Origin of the sequence: Kosmotoga arenicorallina S304, from assembly GCF_001636545.1 — a bacterium.
Classification (GTDB): domain Bacteria; phylum Thermotogota; class Thermotogae; order Petrotogales; family Kosmotogaceae; genus Kosmotoga_B; species Kosmotoga_B arenicorallina.
This window is the reverse complement of record NZ_JFHK01000004.1, coordinates 328,162-350,318: the sequence shown is the minus strand read 5'-3', so window position 1 is coordinate 350,318 and position 22,157 is coordinate 328,162. Positions and strand designations below refer to the sequence as shown.

At 40.1% G+C, this 22,157-nt stretch carries 21 protein-coding genes and 1 pseudogene; 7 read left to right on the top strand and 15 right to left on the bottom strand.

From position 1 onward, the window contains the following. Positions 1-1,050 (top strand): RNA-guided endonuclease TnpB family protein (locus tag AT15_RS04110; protein ID WP_153019700.1); only part of this gene is annotated, 1,050 nt, incomplete at its 5' end. A 131-nt stretch (positions 1,051-1,181) separates the two neighbouring features. Here the strand turns inward: AT15_RS04110 and AT15_RS04105 are convergent. The 8 genes from AT15_RS04105 to AT15_RS04070 all read right to left on the bottom strand — a co-directional run bounded on the left by AT15_RS04105 (position 1,182) and on the right by AT15_RS04070 (position 9,481). Next, positions 1,182-1,826 (bottom strand): hypothetical protein, encoded by a 645-nt coding sequence (locus tag AT15_RS04105; protein ID WP_068346622.1) that lies wholly within the window; start codon positions 1,824-1,826, stop codon positions 1,182-1,184. Further along, on the bottom strand, positions 1,816-2,028 hold the full coding sequence (locus tag AT15_RS04100; protein WP_068346621.1) for a helix-turn-helix transcriptional regulator: 213 nt from the start codon (positions 2,026-2,028) through the stop codon (positions 1,816-1,818). The genes AT15_RS04105 and AT15_RS04100 overlap by 11 nt, the downstream gene beginning before the upstream one ends. A 93-nt stretch (positions 2,029-2,121) precedes the next feature. Next, positions 2,122-2,415 (bottom strand): HD-GYP domain-containing protein, encoded by a 294-nt coding sequence (locus tag AT15_RS10500; RefSeq protein WP_068346620.1) that lies wholly within the window; start codon positions 2,413-2,415, stop codon positions 2,122-2,124. After that, positions 2,360-3,400, bottom strand: coding sequence for an HD-GYP domain-containing protein (locus tag AT15_RS10495; protein WP_068346619.1), 1,041 nt, complete (start codon positions 3,398-3,400; stop codon positions 2,360-2,362). Before AT15_RS10495 ends, AT15_RS10500 begins: the two co-directional genes overlap by 56 nt. A gap of 92 nt (positions 3,401-3,492) precedes the next feature. Continuing rightward, positions 3,493-4,191 carry a MazG nucleotide pyrophosphohydrolase domain-containing protein gene (locus AT15_RS10090; protein ID WP_084251459.1) on the bottom strand — a complete coding sequence of 233 codons (699 nt, stop codon included), beginning with the start codon at positions 4,189-4,191 and terminating at the stop codon, positions 3,493-3,495. 33 nt (positions 4,192-4,224) lie between these two features. Beyond that, the gene (locus AT15_RS04080; RefSeq protein WP_161484650.1) at positions 4,225-6,975 is read right to left on the bottom strand and encodes a PAS domain S-box protein; all 2,751 of its coding nucleotides are present in this window, start codon (positions 6,973-6,975) and stop codon (positions 4,225-4,227) included. A gap of 585 nt (positions 6,976-7,560) precedes the next feature. Then, on the bottom strand, positions 7,561-8,739 hold the full coding sequence (locus AT15_RS04075) for an ABC transporter permease (protein ID WP_068346616.1): 1,179 nt from the start codon (positions 8,737-8,739) through the stop codon (positions 7,561-7,563). Then, the gene (locus AT15_RS04070; RefSeq protein ID WP_068346614.1) at positions 8,732-9,481 is read right to left on the bottom strand and encodes an ABC transporter ATP-binding protein; all 750 of its coding nucleotides are present in this window, start codon (positions 9,479-9,481) and stop codon (positions 8,732-8,734) included. The genes AT15_RS04075 and AT15_RS04070 overlap by 8 nt, the downstream gene beginning before the upstream one ends. A gap of 173 nt (positions 9,482-9,654) precedes the next feature. On the opposite strand from AT15_RS04070, the gene AT15_RS04065 reads away from it, so the two are divergent. The 3 genes and pseudogenes from AT15_RS04065 to AT15_RS10085 form a co-directional block, all read left to right on the top strand. Next, complete coding sequence (locus AT15_RS04065; protein ID WP_068346612.1) at positions 9,655-10,515, top strand: DegV family protein; 861 nt, start codon at positions 9,655-9,657, stop codon at positions 10,513-10,515. 3 nt (positions 10,516-10,518) lie between these two features. After that, the gene (locus AT15_RS10265) at positions 10,519-10,668 is read left to right on the top strand and encodes a hypothetical protein (protein ID WP_161484649.1); all 150 of its coding nucleotides are present in this window, start codon (positions 10,519-10,521) and stop codon (positions 10,666-10,668) included. A 239-nt stretch (positions 10,669-10,907) separates the two neighbouring features. Further along, positions 10,908-11,060, top strand: a pseudogene (locus AT15_RS10085) (transposase); the annotation flags it as partial. 10 nt (positions 11,061-11,070) lie between these two features. On the opposite strand, the gene AT15_RS04060 reads toward AT15_RS10085, so the two are convergent. The 3 genes from AT15_RS04060 to AT15_RS04050 form a co-directional block, all read right to left on the bottom strand. Next, complete coding sequence (locus AT15_RS04060; protein WP_153019699.1) at positions 11,071-12,312, bottom strand: glycoside hydrolase family 1 protein; 1,242 nt, start codon at positions 12,310-12,312, stop codon at positions 11,071-11,073. Positions 12,313-12,380: 68 nt separating this feature from the next. After that, the gene (locus AT15_RS04055) at positions 12,381-14,258 is read right to left on the bottom strand and encodes a M6 family metalloprotease domain-containing protein (RefSeq protein WP_068346608.1); all 1,878 of its coding nucleotides are present in this window, start codon (positions 14,256-14,258) and stop codon (positions 12,381-12,383) included. A 1-nt stretch (position 14,259) separates the two neighbouring features. Then, positions 14,260-14,811: a tetratricopeptide repeat protein gene (locus AT15_RS04050; RefSeq protein ID WP_068346606.1), complete on the bottom strand. Its 552-nt coding sequence runs from the start codon at positions 14,809-14,811 to the stop codon at positions 14,260-14,262. Positions 14,812-14,882: 71 nt separating this feature from the next. On the opposite strand from AT15_RS04050, the gene AT15_RS04045 reads away from it, so the two are divergent. Then, on the top strand, positions 14,883-15,755 hold the full coding sequence (locus tag AT15_RS04045) for a carbohydrate kinase family protein (RefSeq protein WP_068346604.1): 873 nt from the start codon (positions 14,883-14,885) through the stop codon (positions 15,753-15,755). Between the two features lie 23 nt (positions 15,756-15,778). Here the strand turns inward: AT15_RS04045 and rbr are convergent, their stop codons facing one another. The 4 genes from rbr to AT15_RS04025 all read right to left on the bottom strand — a co-directional run bounded on the left by rbr (position 15,779) and on the right by AT15_RS04025 (position 19,894). Continuing rightward, a complete protein-coding gene (gene rbr, locus AT15_RS04040; protein WP_068346602.1) occupies positions 15,779-16,369 on the bottom strand; it encodes a rubrerythrin in 591 nt (196 codons plus the stop codon). Between the two features lie 51 nt (positions 16,370-16,420). After that, on the bottom strand, positions 16,421-17,425 hold the full coding sequence (locus AT15_RS04035; protein ID WP_068346600.1) for an HD domain-containing phosphohydrolase: 1,005 nt from the start codon (positions 17,423-17,425) through the stop codon (positions 16,421-16,423). Continuing rightward, positions 17,418-18,362, bottom strand: a complete 945-nt coding sequence (locus AT15_RS04030) for a cation diffusion facilitator family transporter (protein WP_235598493.1) — start codon at positions 18,360-18,362, stop codon at positions 17,418-17,420. The genes AT15_RS04035 and AT15_RS04030 overlap by 8 nt, the downstream gene beginning before the upstream one ends. 98 nt (positions 18,363-18,460) lie before the next feature. Then, positions 18,461-19,894 (bottom strand): alpha-amylase family glycosyl hydrolase, encoded by a 1,434-nt coding sequence (locus tag AT15_RS04025; protein WP_068346593.1) that lies wholly within the window; start codon positions 19,892-19,894, stop codon positions 18,461-18,463. Between the two features lie 103 nt (positions 19,895-19,997). Here AT15_RS04025 and AT15_RS04020 point away from each other — a divergent pair, with 103 nt between their 5' ends. Then, entirely contained in the window at positions 19,998-21,050 is a 1,053-nt protein-coding gene (locus AT15_RS04020; protein WP_068346591.1) for a type IV pilus twitching motility protein PilT, read from the top strand. Next, positions 21,050-22,129 carry a peptide chain release factor 1 gene (gene prfA, locus AT15_RS04015; RefSeq protein ID WP_068346589.1) on the top strand — a complete coding sequence of 360 codons (1,080 nt, stop codon included), beginning with the start codon at positions 21,050-21,052 and terminating at the stop codon, positions 22,127-22,129. Before AT15_RS04020 ends, prfA begins: the two co-directional genes overlap by 1 nt. Positions 22,130-22,157 lie beyond the last annotated feature (28 nt).

The following is a 22,157-nucleotide window of genomic DNA, read 5'->3' as shown; positions in this document are numbered from 1 at the left end:
CATTTTGGAGCAACAAGGTTTGTGCTCAACTTCTTCCTGAACTATAGCAACCTGGTGTACGAGAAATTAAACAGACCCACAGGATACCATGAGTGGGCCAAACTTTTGACACGCTTGAAAAAATGTCAAAAGTATTCATGGCTGAAAGAAGTCAATTCCCAGACACTACAGCAGTCACTTAAAGATTTAGACAATGCTTTCAAGAAATTCTTCAGGAAACAGGCTAAATATCCTCGTTTCAAGAAAAAGAAAAGCAGACAAACATTTAGAGTTCCACAACACATACAGTTATACATCAAAGGAGATAACAAAAAGTATGGGTATATTTTCGTACCAAAGTTTAGAGAAGGCATAAGAGTCCGTGTTCACAGAAATCTACCAGAGCAATTTGTCATAAAAAACGTGACATTCAAAAAAACGACGACAAACAAATATTATGTCTCTATCGTTGTTGAAACACCGGGTATCCTGCTAAGAAGCAATTCAACAGAAGTCTTAGGCATAGATTTAGGAATAAAACACTCAGTGATATTGAGTACCGGACAGAAGTACTCTATGCCCGATCTTTCGAAATTCGAAAAGCGGTTAAAGAGACTATATAGGAGTTTGTCCAAGAAACAAAAAGGTTCCAGAAACAGAGAAGATGCAAGGCTCAGATTGGCACGATACATAGAGAAAATCAGCAATATCAAAGAAGATTGGATACATAAAACAACCCACAAAATTGTCAGCGAAAACCAAGTTGGCAAGATTGCGGTAGAAAATCTGAATATAAAAGGTATGTTAAGGAACCACGGCTTGGCTAAACACATTCAACAGCAATCGTGGTACAAATTCATGACAACATTGGGGTACAAAGCCAAAAGGTTAGGAATCGAACTTGTGAAAATCGATAGGTTCTTTGCGTCAAGTCAAACATGTTCGATATGCGGGTACAAAAACGAAGAGGTTAAAAAGCTAAGGATAAGGAAATGGACATGCCCCAACTGTGGGACGGTCCATGATAGGGACATTAATGCTGCTGTGAATATCGCACAATATGCTCAGTAGCGTTAAACAGTAGGGCAGGAACTGCCCGAATTCACGCCTGTGGACTGTGCTCTGGCGGCGGAACTCAATGGAGGTCTACGAGTCATCACAGGTTGAAGCAGGAAGCCATGCTTTCTATAAGGCGTGGTAGTTCACTCTTGTGAAACTCTATCGTGCATTAACGTGCGAATGCCCGCGAGAACAATAGGAGAAGTTATTAAATAATAAACAAGCAGGGGAATCGGGCGCGTGATATTATCGATAAACTGGCTTGTTATCAATCCAGCCATCCCAAAAAGCCCCAATGAAAACCATTTCCACCTCTTTGAGAGCTCTCCGAAAATCAGAACCGCAATGCCCGGTAATGACTCGATGAGAGTAACAGCACTTATGCCATGAGACAGAAGTACGAAACCGAGATAAATAATTACCAAAACCCTTATGTAGTAATTTATTGCTTTTTCCTTCGGGAGGCACATACCGATGAAAACCAGAGCCTTTGTAACTATCGGGATTAAAACTATTACAAAGAAGTCATCGCCAGACAGCTGGTTTTTGAGACCTATTTGAAACAACACAACGAGAACCGTCGCAATAAGAGCTATTCTTGAAGAAATCGCATCGAGATACCTCTCTCGTTCATCAAGGTCTTTGAGTATTCCAAAATCCCTTAGAAGGGGAAACAAAAACACTCCAGCTACAAGGAATACAAACCACTGATTAACCGCTTTCATAAGCCATATAGCAATAATGATGAAAGCGAGACTCAAAAGGAGCCTCACATTCCTACCTGTCATGCCAATCACCTTCTTCCAGCACAAACAGCTCTTCCAATCTGCAGTCAAAGATTTTTGCGAGTTTTAAGGCAAGCTTTACTGATGGGTTGAATTTTCCTTTTTCGATGGCTATGATTGTTTGCCTGCTTACATTGGCCTTTGAAGCAAGCATTTCTTGAGTCAATCCATTCATTGCCCTGAATTCTTTTAGCTTGTTTTTCATGTAGAATCACCTGTTTATATTGTATATAATACTTAACAAAATGTCAAGTATTATATACACATCAAAGCATAAAAAAAGCAAAGAGAGGTTGTGCTATTTCAATATAAAGCCATTTTCTAGTAAATCCACAAGCGCTTCTACCACTGCTACATCGTATAATTTGCCGCTTTTGCTCTTTATTTCGCTTATTGTTTCTTTGTAAGAAAAAGCAGGGCGGTAAGGACGGTGTGAAGTCATGGCATCAAAAACATCTGCTACGGCTATTATCCGTGCTTCTATAGATATTTCATCGCCTTTGAGTCCGTATGGGTAGCCGGAACCGTCAAGACGTTCATGATGTTGTAGAATAATTTCTGCGACTTCGGGAATGAATTGTGTTTCGTTCAATAGCTGATATCCAATTTCCCTGCCTTCTAATGATTCCTAATTCTGGTTCAGAAAGTCTTCCCGGTTTTGTCAGTATATCAGCTGGAATTTCTATTTTTCCAATGTCATGCAATAGAGCTGCGGTAAATATGATCGGAATCTTCTTTGAGGGAATATCTAATTTTTCTGCGAGCGCTACCGAAAGCTTTGCAACCTTTCTCTGGTGTCCAGCAGTGTTCATATCACGCATTTCAACTATTTTTCCAATAATGCTCAATGCTTTGTTCAGATCAATGGATATTCGCTCAAATTCCATTGAAATATCATTTCTTTCATCTTTTAATTTTATTATTGTATCTTGATTGCTTTCGGCTTCGATCTCCATATGGAAATGTTTCCTGGAAAGAAATTCCAAGTAGTAATTGCTGAAAATGCCTATTACGTTTAATCCAAACAGCACGGATGGAAAGTGAAGGCTTTCATTCAAATTATTGTTGTTAAGTAACCAGAGATAAATCGCGGTCATGGATATCCCGAGTACTGTACTCCAGATAAACCTCAGCCGCGAAAGCAAATAAAGAAGAAGTATCATCAAAAAGAACATGGAACTATATTCAAGTCCTTTGTTCTGAAACAATACCGGGTCTTTAGAGATATACCATACCTTCAACAGAATTACCGTAATTGCTGCAATGAAAACCGGGAAACGCATAAAAAACGATTTCCTAATAGAGCGAAATGCAAGAGAAACAAAGATTATCACAGCAAAAAGTGCAATGAAGACCAAATCTGCAAACCAGAAAAAATTTCTGATCTCATGGCTGTAATCTTTCTCTGAAAACAAAAGCAAAACAAACAGAGCAATATTAACAAGCAAGGCTACAATAAGAAAATGAAAGGATTTCCTGTCATAACTGCTGCGATAAAAGGACTCCTTCTCTGAATTGTCAAAGCGCATTGGGAAGAAATTAAGTCCCATTTTAGAAAATGATGAAATGTGCTTCAATACAAACCCCCATTATTAACGAATGGCATAACAATCAAATTATACCGCTTTTTGAATATATCATGTTACGATCTTTCGGATATAACCTGAGACTAATTTCCGAGTGATTTGTAGTATTCCCAGAGCTTTTCGGCCTCCTCTAATGATATTCCCCCATCCGAAAATAGCCAGGGTTTCCTTTTTGAAATCTTTTCGGTGACTTTTTTTAGAATAATTGCGGGAGACATATTACTATCGCGTGCGAAAAGCCAGATTAGCAAAAGAGCATCGTAAACCACATCACCTGCTTCAAAGGAGGCTTTAACCTGATCTTTCAAAAAGAGTTCCGCCCTGAATTCCTCTATTTCAGAAACAAGTTCTCGCAGAGCATCTTCAACAGTCTGCTTTGCTCCCCAGGGGCATTTATTGATAGTTCTTTCCATTATATCCAGCAATTTCATAGCTTCCTTTACATAGTTTGATGACAGCGATTCTCCTGTTTTTGCTGGATCAATCTTTTTTAAGTTTTCTTCAGTTGCTTTAACCCATACCACTCCATTAGCTTCCTTCAGCTGTGGCAGTGGAGGAATCAGATAATATAGGAACAATTCATTGCTGCTTTCTATGTATTTTTCACCAAAGAGTTTGCCAATTTCAACTTCTATACCAAGGGAACTGAGGAAAAATGTTCCTAACTCATCTCTGGGATTTTCAGAATTCAATTCTACAGCAGGGAGCTTTAACGTGCCAAATTCTCTCATCGCAAGCACTTTTCCGTTGGTTTCACATACTCCAACCGCTAATAGTCGCACCTAAATCACCCCCATAGAATGGGTTTTGCTTACTCAATTATCTTGAAAAATATAAATGGCTTCATTGTTCTTTTTAGCTATATACATTGCTTCATCAGCTTTGCGGAGAAGCTCTCTCAAATCTTTGCCATTTTTAGGGAAGACGGCAATCCCAAAGCTTGCAGAGATTTTGAGCTCTTTGTTTGAGATCTCAAAAGGTTTTTCCAGATTTTCAAGCACTCTTTTCACGGTTTCAGTTGCTCCGGAAACGTCTGTGTCAGGCAAAAGAAATACAAATTCATCTCCTCCAAGCCTTGCTACGATATCACTTTCTCTTATTGAATCTTTAAGACGATAAGAAACTCTTTTCAGCAAAATATCGCCAATTTCGTGCCCGAAAGTGTCGTTAATTATTTTGAAACCGTTCAGGTCCATGTACAGCACGCTTAAAAACTTGCCATGCCTTTTTGCAAGAGCGAATTGTTGCGATGCGTGTTCAAACAAAAATCTTCTGTTCGGGAGACCGGTCAAAGCGTCGTGTGTGGAGCTGAACTCAAGCATTTTCTGCTGTTCTTTTAGAGTCTTTTCAAATTCAAGGCGTTCCAGTAAAAGGCTCAATGCTTTTCCCAAAATTTGAGACATTTCAACGGCTGTTTTGTCGAATGCTTCGGGGGATTCCGTGGTATCAAGGTTGAATAATGCTTTGATTTCTTTGTTGATTACAACTGGTATAGAAAGCGTTGCCTTTATTCTGTCAAACTCTTTTGGGTTTAATAGGGCCTTTGAGCATTTGCTATGTAAAATATATTTTTGGGGTTCTTTAATAACAAGGACTTCCTCAGTTTCAGGTAGCATCAATTCATCAGGAGAAAAATGCAAGGGACTTAATTCTTCTAAATTATAGCCAACTGTGGCTACGCATTTGTAATTTCCATTTTCTTTTAGCAAAACACTTCCAGCTTGCGCTTCCGGGATTATCTGGATGCATTTCTGCAAGATTTCTTTGAAGGGGTTTTCCGTGAATTTGCTCTGGAGGATTTTGGAGAGGGTTTCCAGCAAAAAACTATGAAACTTCACCCGTATTCTGAGCAAGTCGCGGTCTTCTTCGAGTTTTGTGATATCTCTTGTTATTCCCACAATTCCAGCGATATCGTTCTTTGAATCGAGAAGAGAATACAATTTTGTTTGAAAATAGAGTCGTTTTCCTCTTTGTTGCATAGACCATTCATATGTCTGAGAACCACCTTCAAGAGATTTTTTGTTGATCTCGAGCTGTGATATGTTACTTTCGGAAAAGAGTTCATATACGCTTTTGCCGGAGTAATCGACAGGTTTTACACCAAATTTCTCCTCCCACTTTCCATAAAGACCAGTAATCTTATAGCTTCTGTCCAGTGTGAAGACAAGGTCACCCGTGGATTCAATAAGAATCCGGAATTTTTCTTCATTCCATAAGAGCTTTTCCTCTATTTTTTTGCGATCTGTTATGTCTTCACCGAAACTCAATATTTCGATGATGTCGCCTTTGGTATCTTTTAGATAGGTGTTATGCCATACAATGAATCTTTCTTCACCGCTTTTTGTGAATACCGGGCTTTCGAAGCATTCATGAAGCTTCAATTCTCCAGAAATTGCCGTGCTGAAATAATTTTTAACGCGGTCGCGCGTTTTTTCAGGGATAAAAGAGTCAAACCAGTTCTTGCCAATTATTTCTTCTCTCTTATATTCCAGAATCATACAAACCTTTTTGTTTATGTCCCTAACGACCCCCTTTGTGTCGATAATTACCATCATATTCTGAGCTGCATCAAAAACCTTTCTGGCTCGATCCTTTTCAGCTTTGACTGCTTCGAGAGCTTTCTTTCTATCCGAAATATCTCTTATTAAGCTTTGAATATACAGGGGTTCGTCATTGCTGTTCTTTACCAGCGAAATCTTGATTTCAGCAAAGATTTTCGTTCCGTCCCTTTTGAGGAGTGTTTTTTCACAAGTTGGAATATGACCTTTTTTTATAAGTAGTTCCAGTTTCTCTTTTGGATCCTCGGGTTCATTGCGAAAGATTATTTTATCAATACCAAGTTTTTGAACTTCTTCCGGGCTATAACCAAGCATTTCAATAGCTTTTTCATTGAGCTCCAATAGCCCTGTTTTTACGTTTTTTATGATTATGGCATCATTGATATTATCAAATAGCGCGCTATATTTCTTCCTTTCTTCTGCCAATTCTTTTTCGGTCTTTTCTTGCTCTGATATGTCCCTGATTGTTATTTGAGCGAACGCTTCTTTATCCACACTGAATTTGCTCATGCTTATTTCTGCAGTAAATTTTGAGCCATCACATCGCAGGAATCGCCATTGAAAAAACTGAGGCTTGCCCTGGTAAGCAAGGTAGAGCTTTTTTAGAATACCATTTTGCTTTAATCCTTCCAATTGCTCCACCGAAGATAGTGTATCGATGGCTTTTCCTAACAGTTGTTCTCTGCCGCACTCAAACAGCTCCATGGCCTTTGGGTTGCAATCGACTATTTTGTTCAATCTCACTATTAATATGGCATCGCTGGAGCTTCTGAAAAGAACCTTGCATTTTTCTTCAAGAAGCCGTTTTCTCCTCTCTTTAACCTTTTTTTCTTTTAGATAGTTGTAAAAGCCGGGAATTATAAAGGCTACACTTGAAAGATCTAAAAACAGGCCAAAATATGCTTTGATGTTTGAGGGTATGGTAGCAAACTCTTCAAGGAGGTTTAACAAGGTTCCATAGGTAAACAATCCCCAACCGACAACAAACCAGAGGTTTCTCGTATTCATAATGTAATAATATCCCATAAAAAAGACGGCAAAAAGAAAGCTTTTTGATAGCATAAGGGTTATGTTCGAAGACTCGTTACGGGGGAGAGAAAAAATCCATGCAAACACAGTTACTGCAGCTATTGTGCACCAAATAACGTAATATTTAAATTTCCCCGGTCTTAGCATGCTTTTTCTCCCATATTGTCAATATCCATCAGTGCTTCGTATTATAATAATATCACAACAAAAAAAACATTTTGTCATAATTTATCACCTTGTTTCAAAGAAAACCCCATCTTTTATGTCACAAAGACATTCTTAAAAGCAGGCTTGTAATATGCAGCAAATGCGTGGTGAAGATCTCTAAGGTTTACCGTAAAAGCTTTGCTTGAAATAAGCAGAAAAAGAGCTACGAAAGTTTAGAACATAGAGGGCGCTATTGGAATGTTAAAAACACGACTTATCGATTTTTTTCAAAAGAAGACCACTACTTCTATAAGTTGAGAATGAAACAGGATGCCGCATCTTCCGTAGGTGTGGCATTTACCGGTTCAGCTCAATTGTACCTGCATTTAACGATGGAAAAGATAGAGGAATAAAAAGCTACTCACTGCTTTCAAGGATCTTTTCAGAATTATACAGCCTGGCGGTCAGTATTATTACTATTGCCATGACAGCCAGGTTTGTCAATATCATTAAAAGAAACCTTATCGCTGAAAATTGTGAAGTGATGATATCTTTCATGTTGAACACGCTATTCAGCAGTGGAATCAGTGATACTGTGAGATTCTTTGAAGAATCCATCTGCATTGTAGCAACGCCCATTATTATTGCACCAATATAGAAGGGCATGACATATGCACCACCCTCTTTCATACTTTTCGCAAGACTTCCAAGCAGCACCATTACAGATGACGCGAGCCCTGCAACTGTCAGGATTGTAATTAGAAGCCAGAAAAGCTTGAGAGGAGTTAGAGCAGATATGTTCATAGACAAACTGCTTCCGGGAAGATTTCCCACTATGGAAAAGGCTATTACAAGACCAACAAAAGTTGAAAGGCTGTTAATCAGTCCCGCAGTCATCACATAAAACACCTTTCCTGTTGCTATGGAGGTGCGGGATACCTGGTTTACTAGTATGGGAGACAAAGTGCCGCGTTCTTTTTCGCCTGCTGTAGTATCAAGACCAATATTCATGGAACCCGCGAAGATGTATATGAGGATCATGTACGGAAGCATAACGGCAAGAAAGTCTGTCCCTCGAGCTTCTTCGGGGGCGAGGTCAAAGCTGGATATATTTATTAGCCTGAGATCGTCAAGAGTCAGTGAATATGCACGCAATTTATTTGATAAGAGCAATTTTTCATAGGCGTTAAGGGCACTGATTATAACCTGCATGGCGTATTTGGATTTGTTGGAGACTGAGTTGTAATAAATCCTGGCAGTTAGTTTCCCGTTATCGCTGCTAAATTCGACTATAACCGTTCTGTCAGAATTTGTGACTTCACTGAAATCGATGCTGCTCTTGCTCTTATAAAAGCCTTCATAGAGCAACCTTTCTGAAAGTATCTTCGGGAAATTTTCGTCTGGAAGATTAATGAACCCTACCTTATAAACAGTTTCGGCGGCTTTCCTTTCTTGAGAGGAAGCAGTATATCCTATGGTCAAAAAAATACCTGGCATTAACACCAGAGGAAGGATTATGAGGAAAAGAATGCTTCTTCTATCTTTGAACAAGCTTTTTAGCTCTTTTTTGAAGATAATTATCGAGTCTTTAAACATCACCCAACCCTCCCTCTTTCTCTGCTATCGTAAAGAAGATATCTTCCAATTCTTCAGAGTTGTATTTGCTGTATAGTGATTCAAGATAGTCAATTTCCGCGAGTTTTCCTTTCAGTATTATCCCTATCCTATCGCAGAGTTTCTCAGCAACAGACATCACGTGTGTAGAAATAATAACCGTTTTTCCCTGTCTTTTGAAATCTTTGATAATTTCAGTTACTGTTCTGGCGGTTATTATGTCGAGCCCCTTTGTGGGCTCATCAAAAACTATTACCTGGGGATCATGTATAAGACTTACCGCTATCGAAGCTTTTTGCTTCATTCCCGTCGAAAGTTTGTTTACACGTTCATCGAGGAAGTCGTTCATGTCAAGATAATTCGCAAGTTCAACTATCCTCTTTTTCACGATTTCTCTTTCAATGTGATTTAAATCTCCATAGAAATACATCAGTTCACGGGGGGAAAGATTGCCTGTCAACTTCATATCGCTTGTCAGAAAGCCTATGCGTTCCCTAACCTCTTTTGCGTCTTTTACCGTATCGAAGCCAAACACGGTTACTTTTCCTGAATCCGGTTTCAGTAAAGTAGAAATCAATCTGAGAGTCGTTGTTTTTCCAGCGCCATTAGGTCCCAACAGGCCGAATATCTCACCAGGCATTGCTTTGAATGAAACATTATCAACCGCTTTTATAATCCCCTTTTTCCCTTTGAAATACTTATGTACACCCTGTAACTGAACCAAAATGATCACTCCCGAATAATCAATGATAATATCTTTGCTTTCCAGGTAATTCTAACATATTGGATTTTCCATGAGATACGCTGCTTTCACGCATTCTTTTTAGGATAAGTGGAATTTAATGTAAAATATAATTGATTGACAGTTATGATTGCCATTTGAAAGGTGGTGAAGCTGTGATAGGAATTTTATGTGATTCCGGTTCGGACCTTCCGCCTGAACTTGCAGAGAGAGATGAAATCGAGGTAGTTCCATTAAAACTGATCATGGGGGATAAAGAATATCGCGAGAATGAAATTAGCGAAAAAGAAATCATAGATTTTATGGGAACAGGTTTTCCAAGAACATCCCTGCCTTCGTATGAAGATGTGAAGCTGGGTTTCGAGAACCTTTTAAAAAGAGGTTATAACGAAATCATAGTTATAAATATTTCGGGCAAATTGAGTGGCACTCATAATCTTTTCAAACTTGTAGGAGCCCAGATATCAGAAGAAAATCCCAGCCTGAGAATTGAATACGTAGATTCTATGACATTATCTGGCGGTATAGCACTTTTAATAGGACTTGCAGTTGAAATGATTGAAAAGGGCATGGACATAAGAGGAATCGTCTTTCAATTGAGGAAAAGCGCGATGGAGAAAATCAAGATATTTTTCATAGTACCGACCTTGAAATTTTTAAGCGCCGGTGGAAGAATAAGCAAAGTTACAGCTACCATTGGAGAAGTGCTGAATTTTAAGCCTATTATAACAATGAACCAGGAAGGTGATCTTGTTTCCATAGCCAAAGCGAGGGGTATGAAGAGAGCGGTTGCCAAACTCGTGCAGTTGATAGAAGAAGCTACAAAGGGCAAGAAACTCAAAGCAGCTGGCGTTTATCATTCGGGAAGCGATAAATCCACGCTCGAATACGCCAAAAAGATCAAAGAGAGATTGCAGATGCTGGATCTTCCGGAAGTTATTGAAAGGAATATATCCTCTGTGTTGCTGGTTCATGCGGGGAATGGTCTTGTAGGAGCCGGGCTCCTTTTTGAGTGAAAAATGGAAGAAATATACCTCAGGTTTGCAAACAGAGAAGAATATGAGTTCATAAGACAAAATATGTACAACTCCATTCCTGAAACAAGCAACTACATGTTCAGTGAACTACCACGCCTTATAGAAGACATGGCTTCCTGCTTCAACCTGTGATGACTCGTAGACCCCTCTCGGGTTCCGCCGCCAGAGCACAGTCCACAGGCGTAAATTCGGGCAGTCCCTGCCCTACTGATGGTTGCAGACTTGTTTTTCGTTTGCAACCTATTTATATTATAGTACAGTGTTCCATCACAACAAAGCAAAATTCATCCTTGACTTATAGAAGTCAAGAATGAATTTTGTAGTACTCATGATATATTGTAAGTGTTAGTACACTGGTAGTAGGTGATATAATGGTTTTAGAATCAAACAATCATTCAGTCTTTAAATTAAATTACCATTTAGTCTTAGTCACAAAGTATAGACTTAAAGTAATCAGCGACAATATATCATTGCGTCTAAGAGATATGTTCGAATACATCGGCGAAAAATACTTAATAAAATTAATTGATTAGTCTATTCTATGGCGTTTGCCTCTATAATAGCGGCGTATTTCTCTACGCTCTTTCTGGGATTCAGGGTAAGGTTTTCAAAGTCGGTCTCATAAAGCCCGAACTTCATCGAGTAGCCTTCTTTCCATTCAAAGTTGTCCATCAGAGACCAGTAAAGATATCCAAAAACCCTTGCCCCATTTTCAATTGAGCTGTGTAAAGATTTCAAAGCGGCCTCTATATATCGCCAGCGCTTTTCATCAGTAGCATCGGCAATACCATTTTCGGTTACCATAATAGGCAACTTATATCTTTTAAAGCATTTCAGGCATACATCACCAAGACCTTCCGGATAAAACTCGTATCCCATATCTGTTTTTTCTGTTGTTGGCTCCAGTAATTCAGGTTCAGGGCTCGCATATTTGACAAACATGCGGGTATAGTAATTGACGCCTATAAAATCTATATTCCCCCTTATTCTTTCAATGCTCTCGCCTTTGCCAAGGGGTCTTAGCAATCTTCCTTTTATGAGGGAGTCTAAAAACGCGTTGTTGTATGTATAATCGAGCCTTGATGCTATTACCCTGTCAAAGAGGTTGTGTCTACGAGCCGGGTAAAAAGGCATGAAATTGTACGCAATTCCCACCATTGAAGCGGGATACTTTTCCTTTATAGCACCATAAGCTATATTATGAGCGAAAAGGAAATTTGAAAGAACCTGCATGGCTCTTCCCATATCTTTTATCTCTGGCGGCCATTCGCCCCTGAGATAGGATTGAATAGAATAAACATTTGGTTCGTTTATAGTAATCCAGATGGGAACAAAGCTTCCCAAAGAAGTGACAACCTTTTCCACATACCTTTTGAAATATCTAAGATTTTCCCTGTTTTCCCAACCTCCAAGTTCTGAAAACCAAAGCGGGTTTACAAAATGGTGAAGGGTAACCATTGGTTTTATGCCCTCTTCCACAAGCCTAATGGTGAAGTTCCTGTATCTGGAAAGGGATTCTTCATCGAATTTGTTTATTCGGGGTTCAACCCGTGCCCATTCTATTGAATACCTGTATGTTTTTACCCCGAGTTCTTTAAGAGCCTTAACGTCTCTTTCCAGGTTATCCCAGCTGCCGCAAGCCTTTTCAGAGGTATCGTTGTTTCTTACCTTTCCAAGCTTTTCCCAGGCATACCAATCCGAAAAGAAGTTTTTGCCTTCTATTTGATGACCGGCAGTAGCGACTCCCCAGAGAAATCCCGATGGAAATACCTGCACAAAACCACCCCCACATGATTTTAGCATGTGAGGGGCATGAAATCGAAATAGTAAGACTTTAACTCAAATCATTCTTCGGGAATTTCCTTACCGTAGGCGGTTATTGGGAGTGTTTCTACCCATTTCCAATAGTATCCAGATCGAGAATTCCAATCCAATCCGGGTGATTCATCCCAGCCTAACGGCTTTATCAAGACAAACTTTGAAGCAGAAACACCATCAGGTACTATAATATACGCAAAGGGAAGAAATTCCAGTTCAGAACTAGCATAAACCGCTGTGGCATCAATTACATCGAGCTTTAAATTGAAAATTTCAGCGGGGGGGACAATGGCTATTTCCAGTTTTTTGCCTTCTTCTGTAAGTTGTGAAAACTGTACAATCCCGGGAGGAGAGGTGATGGTATAAGTAGCGATCGGAGTATAGAACTCATAAATCAGCGTTTCGGTGGTGCCGTATGTGAGATACGGATCAGGTTCTTTTCTTATTATGCCAGAGGATAATACTCCAGTAATGTCGGATGCAAACTCAGAAATGCTGGTGAGTTTAAGGAGAGAAAAACCATCATAAAATTTTGAATCTGGATTTGTGTGCTGGGCAAAGGCTGTGTTGTTGCTGCTGCCAGGGAAGGGATCTCCAGAAGATCCCCGATCGTTACCGTAGTAAATATAATAATCCAGAGCGTTGTCCCCATCAGCTTCTTCGACATCGACTTTCCTATGTGTATCATCAGATTGATTTGCCATTTCATCTATATGATATATTATTAGCCCTTCACCGGGCAGCGCCGTGTCATAACCTATTTTTCTGCGGTTCTCCATAAGAAAATATTCAATGTTTTTTCTGTCGGGATTGTCAAAGGTGTACACAATCCTGTTTGTTTCAACAGGTTTGAAAGTATATTCCCCGATATAGCCATTGAGGTTGGTTTCTGATACCCAACTGAGTTTCAAAAGGCTCCAGCCGGAAAAATGCGCAGGGCTATCACCGGGTCTCGTCAAGCCGTTCCATGAGCCTGTCCCCATTAACCCCCAATTACCGATACCGTCGGAGCTGTAATCTGTATCATAGAGGTCTATGAGCCCAAAAATGTGACCAAGTTCATGGCAAATGACACCTATGGTGTTTATGTCATCAAATAAAGTTTCAGGCTGAATGGTATACTTTGAAGCGGTAACCCCATCATCTGTTGAGGTTGGGGCATAAAATTGGTGTGACCAGATATCAGTCGGATTGCCTGAGGCTTCTTCGCCATTTCCCTGATGCACCACAATAACAGCGTCGACAGAGCCATTTCCATCGTTATCGAATTCTGAATAATCCAGATAGGGATCAGCTGCTATAATCGCTTCTGACACTAATTCTTGAGGATGTTTGTCATACCCCCAAATATCATTTTCTCCGTAGTAATCATGTGTTTTAGAAGCATTGAACCAGCCAATGACAGTGAACTGGAGTTCTATTACCCCACCTGAAACTTCAAGATAGTAATCTTTGACAGAATATCCAACCCCATTGAACAATTCGTCAAAATCGGCTGCTTCGAAGGAAGTTGCAGTATCAGAGAAGTTTATCAATATCACAGGAAACTTAACGATTCCTGAAGTGGGGACGCTTTTTTCATGTTTTTTAGGGCGAATTGCCGCTGCTAAATAGCTTTCAATTTTTGACTTATGTATTGAAAAGGATCTATCTTTGCCAGGCTTCAGCCCCGTAGAAATTATTTTATCATCTTTAATGTTGGCAAATTCCCACCAGCCTGTTTCGGGATTTTTCACAATGGGTTTTCCCTCATATAACATAAGGTGTGCATATTCATCGCCAATCTGCCTTGCGTATATAGTACTGCCATCGGGCTGGATAAGGGTTATAATTCCTGGATACGCAGGGATAGAAAAGCCAAGGATCGAAAATGCAATAATAAGGGAAATTAGCGCTGTTTTCATATCATTCACCGCCTTCAAGAGCACCGAGCTTATTGAGAAAGTCCGCATCGGAGACCAAAGCTTTAAAATCTTCATAATATGAGCTGCTTGAAATTAAAGCAGCCAGAACAAGCACTTTCAGCAATTCTTCTTTGTATAGAGTATCTGGAAGGTAATCAACCAGAACGTCATCAGCAGAAGAAAGGAGAAAAAGTCCAATGTCAACGGAACTGCTGAATTCGCCCAATTGAGTTTGTGCAAGCGCAAGCCCTGACAGTATCTCTTTTTTAGTGGGATATGTTTCTTTAGCCTGCGAGAAGTAAAACCTGGCAAGAGTAAAGTTTTGCTCAAGGTAATAACACCAGCCAAGTCCTTCACTTGCAAGGGCTTTTTTCATGGGATTATAAGATAGATTTAGAACTTTATTGAACTCTTCTTTAGCCAGGCTGACTTCCCCGGATTTTAAATGTTCAAAGCCCGTCTGAACCCTGTCGGGAATAGAAGGCACACATGCCTGCAAAAAAAATCCTATAAAAAATAGTAAAATAATTTTGCTGATATATCTTTTTTTCATCAAAGCACCTCCCCTTATTTGTATTGTACTTCATGAAACAAGGAATAATTAATGAATTGTGAGGGATAATAATGATACAGGTAGTCGGTAACATAAACTTTGACATTACGGCGATGTTAGACAAAACCCGCAATATTGAAGAAAACAGAGTTCTCGAATTAGACCCAGGGATAGGCGGAACCGCAGCTAATACGGCCATTCAGCTCGCAAAGCTCGGACAAAAAGTGATTTTAAATGGGACAGTTGGAAATGATATGTTCGGCCAGTGGTTGTTAAAAGAGCTTGCAAAGCGAGGTGTTAAAGTGGAGTATATCAGGGTAGTTGATGGTGAAAGAACTGGCTTTTGCTTTGTGAGCGTCAGAGATGACGGGCACCGCTTTTTGTTTACGTTCCGGGGAATAAACGAGAAAAATACCCTGGAAGTAGTGGCCCTGGAAGAAACTACTTTTCTCCATTTAGCCGGCATAAGCACTATGCAGGCAGGTAGGATTTTGAAAGGGTTGAAAAAAAATATTCCCATCAGCTATGCACCGGGAGGAATAGTTAGCTTTGAAGACCCGGAAGGCGTTTTGGAACTGTCTGAATATATCACTTATCTGATTTTCAACGAAAAGGAGTGGGAGGCGGTTAGTAAGACTGGCACTCTCAAGGCAGAACATGTTGTGGTAACAAAAGGAAATAAAGGCACAGAGCTTTTACCGGAAGGTATCTTTGCTTCTGCCTACAAAGCAGAGGTCGTAGATACCACCGGTGCAGGAGACGCTTTCAATGCAGGTTTTATACATGCAATTTCATCAGGTGGAAATCTGGATGAAGCGCTCAGACTCGGCAACGCACTCGGAGCGTTGAATGTCCAATACAAAGGTGCAACAGGAAAACATGGACTACATGAGATAAAAAGCTTCATTTACTCTTGTGAGCCTTCTTTGAGAAAATTTGTGTAGCGGGGGATATCCCCCGCATTATTTCAATAGTTTTCCACGAAAAGTTCGAAATAGCTTTGTGGATGCTTGCAGGCAGGGCATTTTGCGGGTGCTTCATAAGCTTCAAGTATATAGCCGCAATTTCTGCACTTCCACAATATTTTTTCAGATTTCTTGAAAACTTGCCCCTTTTCAACATTTTCCGCGAGTTTTAAATAGCGTTCTTCATGCCTCTTTTCAACCTTAGCTACCTGCCTGAATGTTTCGGCAATATCTTTAAAACCTTCTTCTTCGGCAATATCGGCGAATGTTGGGTAGAGTTCTGACCATTCTTCATTCTCACCTGCAGCAGCCGCTTTGAGATTCTCCAGTGTTGAACGGTATTCAACCGGATAATCCGCATCCACATGAACAACTGCTGGCAACTTTTCGGTGTTCTCTACAATGTGCTTGTAAAAGAGCTTGGCGTGTTCTTTTTCATTTTCGGCTGTTTCCTGAAAAATCGCGGAAATTTGCTCGAATCCCTCTTTTCTGGCTACTGAAGCAAAAAAGGTGTACCGGTTTCTCGCCTGAGATTCTCCTGCAAAAGCCTTCATTAAATTACCAAGCGTACTCGTCCCGTCTAATTTTTTCATAGTATTTCACCCCCAAAGAGTTATTTAGAATCCTTATAATTAAACCATAAATCAAGCAAGATTCACCAGTGTATTTAGTTCTTTTTCAATTGAAAAAAATGCATCAACAATCACCGGATCGAATTTTTTACCTTTTTCCTGACTAATTATTTTTAAAGCTTCATCTCTTTTCAGAGCGTCTCTGTAAGGCCTTTTAACCATCATGGAGGCATAACTATCTGCCACACTCACTATCCTTGCAGACAATGGAATATCAGCTCCCGAAATCCCGTGGGGATAACCGTTCCCGTCAAAAGTTTCATGATGGTATCCGATTATTTCAGCGCACACTCTTAATAATGCAGAACCTGTCTGGAGAAAATCTTCTATTATTTCCACCCCTTTTAAGGTGTGTTCTTTCACGATTTGATATTCATCTTTTGAGAGCCTGCTTGGTTTGCTTAGCAATCCTTGCGGGATTTCCAAATTTCCAATGTCATGAAGCATTGAGGCTTCTCTGATGTCTTTTATAAAGTCCTTTGTGATTTTGTGGTTTTCCTTTTCGCGCAAAGCCACTGCGATCATCGTGGAAGCTTCAGAAATTATTCGCAAATGTTTCTCTGCTTCCGGGAGGATCTTTTCAGAATATTTTGCCAAAATGCTAATTATCGCTGTTCGATCCCTGGCGATTTTTGCGTATCTATTTTTTATAGGAGTCAGATCAAAGGCACTGCAAAAAACATGGCTTAATTTACGGTTGTCAAAAACAGGTATCATGGTCACAGAAAAGAATCCGGTGGTATTTGCACTGGTGAAAAGCAGTTCTTCACGCACGGTTTCGTTTTTTCTGAGAAGCACTTGAAATAGTTTTGAAAGTTCTTTTGAACTTCTCCTCTCTATTATATTTTCCATTGTATTGCCAATGACCTGTTCGCGTGTTCTTCTGAAAAACTTCAAGAAGCGCATATTTGCGAAGAGAATCTCGCCCTTTTCGTTCATTATCCAGAAAAGGTTAGGAATATCACCAAATTTATCCGGCGAAAATGCTGGAAGAGTTAGCCTCTTATCTCTATCCATCCGTACCACCCTTTCTCCTGGAAATGTGAGACCTGTCTAATCCAAAGGTTTCTCTTTCTACATTTCCCAGGGGTTCAATATGGACATGCACATCATATACTTTGGGTATGTTCTGCTTGATGTTTCTTTCAACGGTTTTTGATAATTCGTGCGCTTCATTGACCGTAATGTCACCTTTTACTTCCAGGTCGAGTTCTACAAAGTATTTGTAGCCAAATTTTCTTATTCTAATTCTGTGAGGATTCGAAACACCATCAGTGTTAATAGCTTCTTCCAATACTCTGCGATAGATATCGTCCTTTGGCTGAATGCCGTCCATTAGTTCAAAGCTACTGCTCATGAAAAGTTCGATAGAAGTCTTTATGACAAAGATGGAGACAAAAAGTCCCAATATCGCATCGAAGATGAACAACCCGGTTAGTTTGACGATAACCATTCCCGCAGCAACAGAAAGCGAAATGAATATGTCGTTTTTCATGTTCATGGCATCGGCAATAAAAACATTGCTATCGATCTTATGACCGATGTGCAATTTGTATCTGTAAAGCCCATATTTTCCTGTTGATGATATTAAGGCTACGGATAAAACAATTGGCAGATTTTCAAATACAAGTTTTCCGGAAATGAGCTTCTGGATTGAGAAAATGGCAAGTTGGGCACCTGCGAAAAAGATTATCATAGAGATTATCTTGGAAGCAATTGTTTCAGCACGCTCATGACCATACGGATGTTCTTCATCGGGGGGTCTTTTGGAGAGATTTGTTGAAACCAAAGTTATCACAGATGTCATTATATCTGTCGCGGAATCGAGTCCATCAGCTGTAATTGCCATACTTCCGGTAAATAAACCTGTCAAAATTTTTAATGCAGATAAAAAAACATTGCCAGCAATTCCTATTATTGCTCCTTTTTTGGCTCTTTCTTCTCTGCTTTTCACAATCTTTCTTCCCCTTTGAACAAAAATAGAACATAATCAGTCTTATTTATAAAGAAAGCTTACCCCCCTATTCCTGTTGCGGGCTGCAGCCCGCTTTTTTATTGTTCTATCATCGCTGAACTCATTCTTCCAAGAGAAAAGGAATTCTTCTGTTCGGACAATTCTCCATTTATCAGGACAATATTGCCTTTCTTATCAAGTATAACTGTTTTTTGATCGAAATTGTGTACAATTAAAGCTACTTTTCCTTTTGATTCGACAGAGATAAATAGAATGTTGTTTTCAGCTTTTACTTCAAGGATTTTGGCGCTGTCAATCCAGTTGTTGTTTTTTCTAAAATGCAGGATATTCTTATATTTAGAAAAATAAGAATTGCTTTCATTGCTCTGCACCTCATAAGAGGTACCTGAATAGGGAGGATTGCTTGTGAAGGCTTTCCATTCCGTTTGCATTGGTCCAGAGCCAAGTTCAAACCACGGGAATGGCTCAAGCTGGGCTTCGTTAGCAAATTCGTTGTATTCTCCTTTCATCCCTAATTCCTCACCGTAATAAATAAAGGGGATACCAGGAAGCGTCAACAGCACTGAGAGAGCAAGATGCGCCTTTTCTTTGTCTCCTTTCATGTAAGAAAGCAACCTTGACATGTCGTGGTTTGTAAGGAAAATTCCAGAACTGTATTGAAGCACATCTTCAAAGTACCTGTTCATTACATGATACAATGCCTCAACCATTCTATTTGGATTTAGCTCCATAACGCTCTCTTTTATCGCATATGCAAGAGGAAAATTGAACCCGATTCCGAATATTGAGGAATAGAGGTCCACCACATCGGGATCGTCCCAGACTTCGCTAACGAAAATAGCATCCGGGTTAATTTTACGGCAATGTTCAGTCATTTCTTTCCAGAAAGCAAGGTTTTTTGCGTGTTGATATTCACATTTGCCTCTTTCCGTTGAAAAATCGAAGATATGTTTGGCGGCGTCAAACCTGAACCCGTCAAAGCCAAGAGAAAGCCAGAAGGAGAGGATTCTTTTGGCCTCTTCGCGAAGCTCGGGATTTTCATAGTTCAAATCCGGACTTCCAGGCCCAAAAAGCGCGTAGTAATATTCACCGTTGAGCTTTGACCAAACTCCCTGGTTGTCCCAGTGTCTACGTGCTTCCAGCCATTCAGGTCTCTCCAGCCAGAGATATTTTTTTCTGTGACTTTTATCACCGGCAAGAGCTCTCAAAAACCACTGATGGTTTATGGCAGTATGGTTCAAAGGCATATCAAGAATTACTTTTATGCCTTTTGCATGAGCACATTCAAGAAATTCTCTCGCATCTTCAATAGTTCCATAAGATGGGTTTATTGAATAGAAATCAGAAACAGTATATCCATGATAAGAAGGGGATTTCATCACCGGAAGCAGCCATATTCCCGTTATGCCTAATTCTGCGAGATAATCGAGTCTTTTAGTAGCACCCTTGAAATCGCCTATACCATCACCGTTGCCATCAGCAAAAGAGCGTAAAAAAAGTTCGTAGAACATCTTTCAACCTCCCGAATTGATTTGAAGAAATAATACATCTTACCAAAAAGATATTATCATTTCGCTGTGTTAAAATCCATTAAGAAAAGAGGGAGGTGGAACAATGCAGCTCGATGAAATCCTTTCCAAAGGTGAAAATTACGGTGCAAGCGATATTCATATCACTCCAGACAAAAAGGTGGCTTTCAGGATAGATGGCTCGCTATTCAACGATAATGAGCTACAACCCTCAAAAGAAGCGGTGATTAATCTGCTAAAAGAGCTGGAAGATAAGTCAGGAGTCGAACTTACAGAACCGGCTAAAAAAGAGGTAGATTTTTCTTTCAGCTATGGCGAATCACGAGTCAGGGGAAACCTTTATTTTTCAGATAAACTGCCCATTTTAGCGCTAAGGTTAATTCCGAAAAAGATCCGTACTCTTGAAGATCTCGGATATCCATCGCTTTTCAAGGAATTCTGTTCGCCAGATAAAGGGCTTGTGCTTGTTGCAGGTCCCACTGGTAGCGGAAAGTCAACCACGCTTGCAGCAATGCTTGAACACATTAACTTGAACCGGCCGGTTCATCTTATAACCATTGAAGACCCCATAGAATATGTTTTCGAGTCGAAGTTAGCGCTAATTCATCAGCGAGAGCTGGGACAGGACACCAAATCCTTTGCAAATGGTCTGAAATATGCTTTAAGACAAGACCCTGATGTCATACTGGTGGGCGAGATGAGAGACGCCGAAACAATGGAACTTGCAATGACCGCAGCCGAAACGGGACATCTTGTCTTTTCAACCATCCACACAAATTCAGCTGCTACAACCCCGGAAAGAATTGTTGGCGTTTTTCCGCCTCACCAGCAGAACCAGATTGCCATGCAACTTGCAAACAGTCTGCTGGCAGTAATATATCAAAGGCTCCTGAAGCATAAGAGCGGCAAAGGAAGAGTGGCGATCTTAGAGATAATGGTTGTAAACCAGGCGATTAGAAACCTGATTCGGGAAAGAAAATTCCATCAGATAGAATCCATGATGCAGGCAGGTGGAAGATTCGGAATGGTTACCTTTGATGACGCCCTCATAAATGCTTTTAAACAGGGTGATATTTCTATGGAACAGGTCAAGAACTATGCTCGAGACCCTGAGGCAGTAACCAGGAGGTTAATTTGATGAATCCTGTAGAAATTCTTGATTCATTGAGAAAACAGCTTAGAGAAGTCGAAAAGGAATTATCTTCACCGGAAATTTCCTCTAATCCAGACAAACTAATGGAGCTGAGCAAAAAACATGCAGAATTAAGGGAAATCTTTGTTATTGAAGAGAAAATCGAAGCAAAGGAGAGGGAATTGAGGGAATGGGAAGATCTCCTTGAGCTCTCCCCGCCAGATGAACAGGAAGAGATAAAGCAAACCCTGGAGCAGTTACAAAGCGAGATTGAAAAACTCCATATTGAGCTCAAAATGCGCCTTGTTCCTGATGAGAATTCAGACAGGAATATCATTGTAGAAATCAGGGCTGGGACAGGAGGCGAGGAGGCAGCTCTATTCTCAGCAGACCTTTTTAGAATGTATACGCGATTTGCAGAGAGGTCTGGCTGGAAAATAGATGTGCTGGATGTCAATGAAACGGATTTAGGCGGTTATAAAGAAATCATCTTTGAAATAAAGGGGAGAGACGTTTTCAGAAAGCTCAGATATGAAAGTGGCGTGCATAGAGTTCAGAGAGTTCCGAGAACCGAATCCGGAGGGCGGATTCATACTTCTGCCGCTTCTGTCGCAATCCTTCCAGAAGCTACGGAGCTGGATGTAAAAATTGATCCCTCTGAACTGCGCATAGACACATTCAGATCTTCTGGTGCAGGTGGTCAGCATGTTAATAAGACCGAGTCAGCGGTAAGAATCGTTCATATCCCCACAGGAATTACCGTATCTGTTCAAAAGGACCGCTCCCAGCATCAGAACAAAGCAAGAGCTATGGAATTGCTGAGAGCGAGACTTTTCGATATGATGCAGCAGGACCAATTAAACAAAATGTCTCAAAAAAGAAAGTCTCAAATTGGTTCTGGCGACAGGAGCGAAAAGATAAGGACATACAATTTCCCCCAGAACAGGGTTACAGATCATCGGATAAACTATACCAGTTATCGGCTTATGGAAATTCTCGATGGCGATCTTGAAGAGCTCGTTTCCAAATTGATTGAAGCAGACCTAGAGATAAGGCTTAACGAATTGAAAGATAGTCTGGAGTGAAAAGATTAAAGATAAAAAGAAAAGAGGG

Bases quoted from the DNA above. Each gene is read 5' to 3' on its own strand.
- AT15_RS10265 (WP_161484649.1), top strand. From the start codon at position 10,519: ATGGAAGAAATATACCTCAGGTTTGCAAACAGAGAAGAATATGAGTTC.
- AT15_RS04050 (WP_068346606.1), bottom strand. From the start codon at position 14,811: ATGAAAAAAAGATATATCAGCAAAATTATTTTACTATTTTTTATAGGA.
- AT15_RS04020 (WP_068346591.1), top strand. From the start codon at position 19,998: ATGCAGCTCGATGAAATCCTTTCCAAAGGTGAAAATTACGGTGCAAGC.
- AT15_RS04075 (WP_068346616.1), bottom strand. From the start codon at position 8,739: ATGTTTAAAGACTCGATAATTATCTTCAAAAAAGAGCTAAAAAGCTTG.
- AT15_RS04055 (WP_068346608.1), bottom strand. From the start codon at position 14,258: ATGAAAACAGCGCTAATTTCCCTTATTATTGCATTTTCGATCCTTGGC.
- AT15_RS04080 (WP_161484650.1), bottom strand. From the start codon at position 6,975: ATGAATACGAGAAACCTCTGGTTTGTTGTCGGTTGGGGATTGTTTACC.
- AT15_RS04105 (WP_068346622.1), bottom strand. From the start codon at position 1,826: ATGACAGGTAGGAATGTGAGGCTCCTTTTGAGTCTCGCTTTCATCATT.
- AT15_RS04045 (WP_068346604.1), top strand. From the start codon at position 14,883: ATGATACAGGTAGTCGGTAACATAAACTTTGACATTACGGCGATGTTA.
- AT15_RS04025 (WP_068346593.1), bottom strand. From the start codon at position 19,894: ATGTTCTACGAACTTTTTTTACGCTCTTTTGCTGATGGCAACGGTGAT.
- AT15_RS04100 (WP_068346621.1), bottom strand. From the start codon at position 2,028: ATGAAAAACAAGCTAAAAGAATTCAGGGCAATGAATGGATTGACTCAA.
- prfA (WP_068346589.1), top strand. From the start codon at position 21,050: ATGAATCCTGTAGAAATTCTTGATTCATTGAGAAAACAGCTTAGAGAA.
- AT15_RS04035 (WP_068346600.1), bottom strand. From the start codon at position 17,425: ATGGATAGAGATAAGAGGCTAACTCTTCCAGCATTTTCGCCGGATAAA.
- rbr (WP_068346602.1), bottom strand. From the start codon at position 16,369: ATGAAAAAATTAGACGGGACGAGTACGCTTGGTAATTTAATGAAGGCT.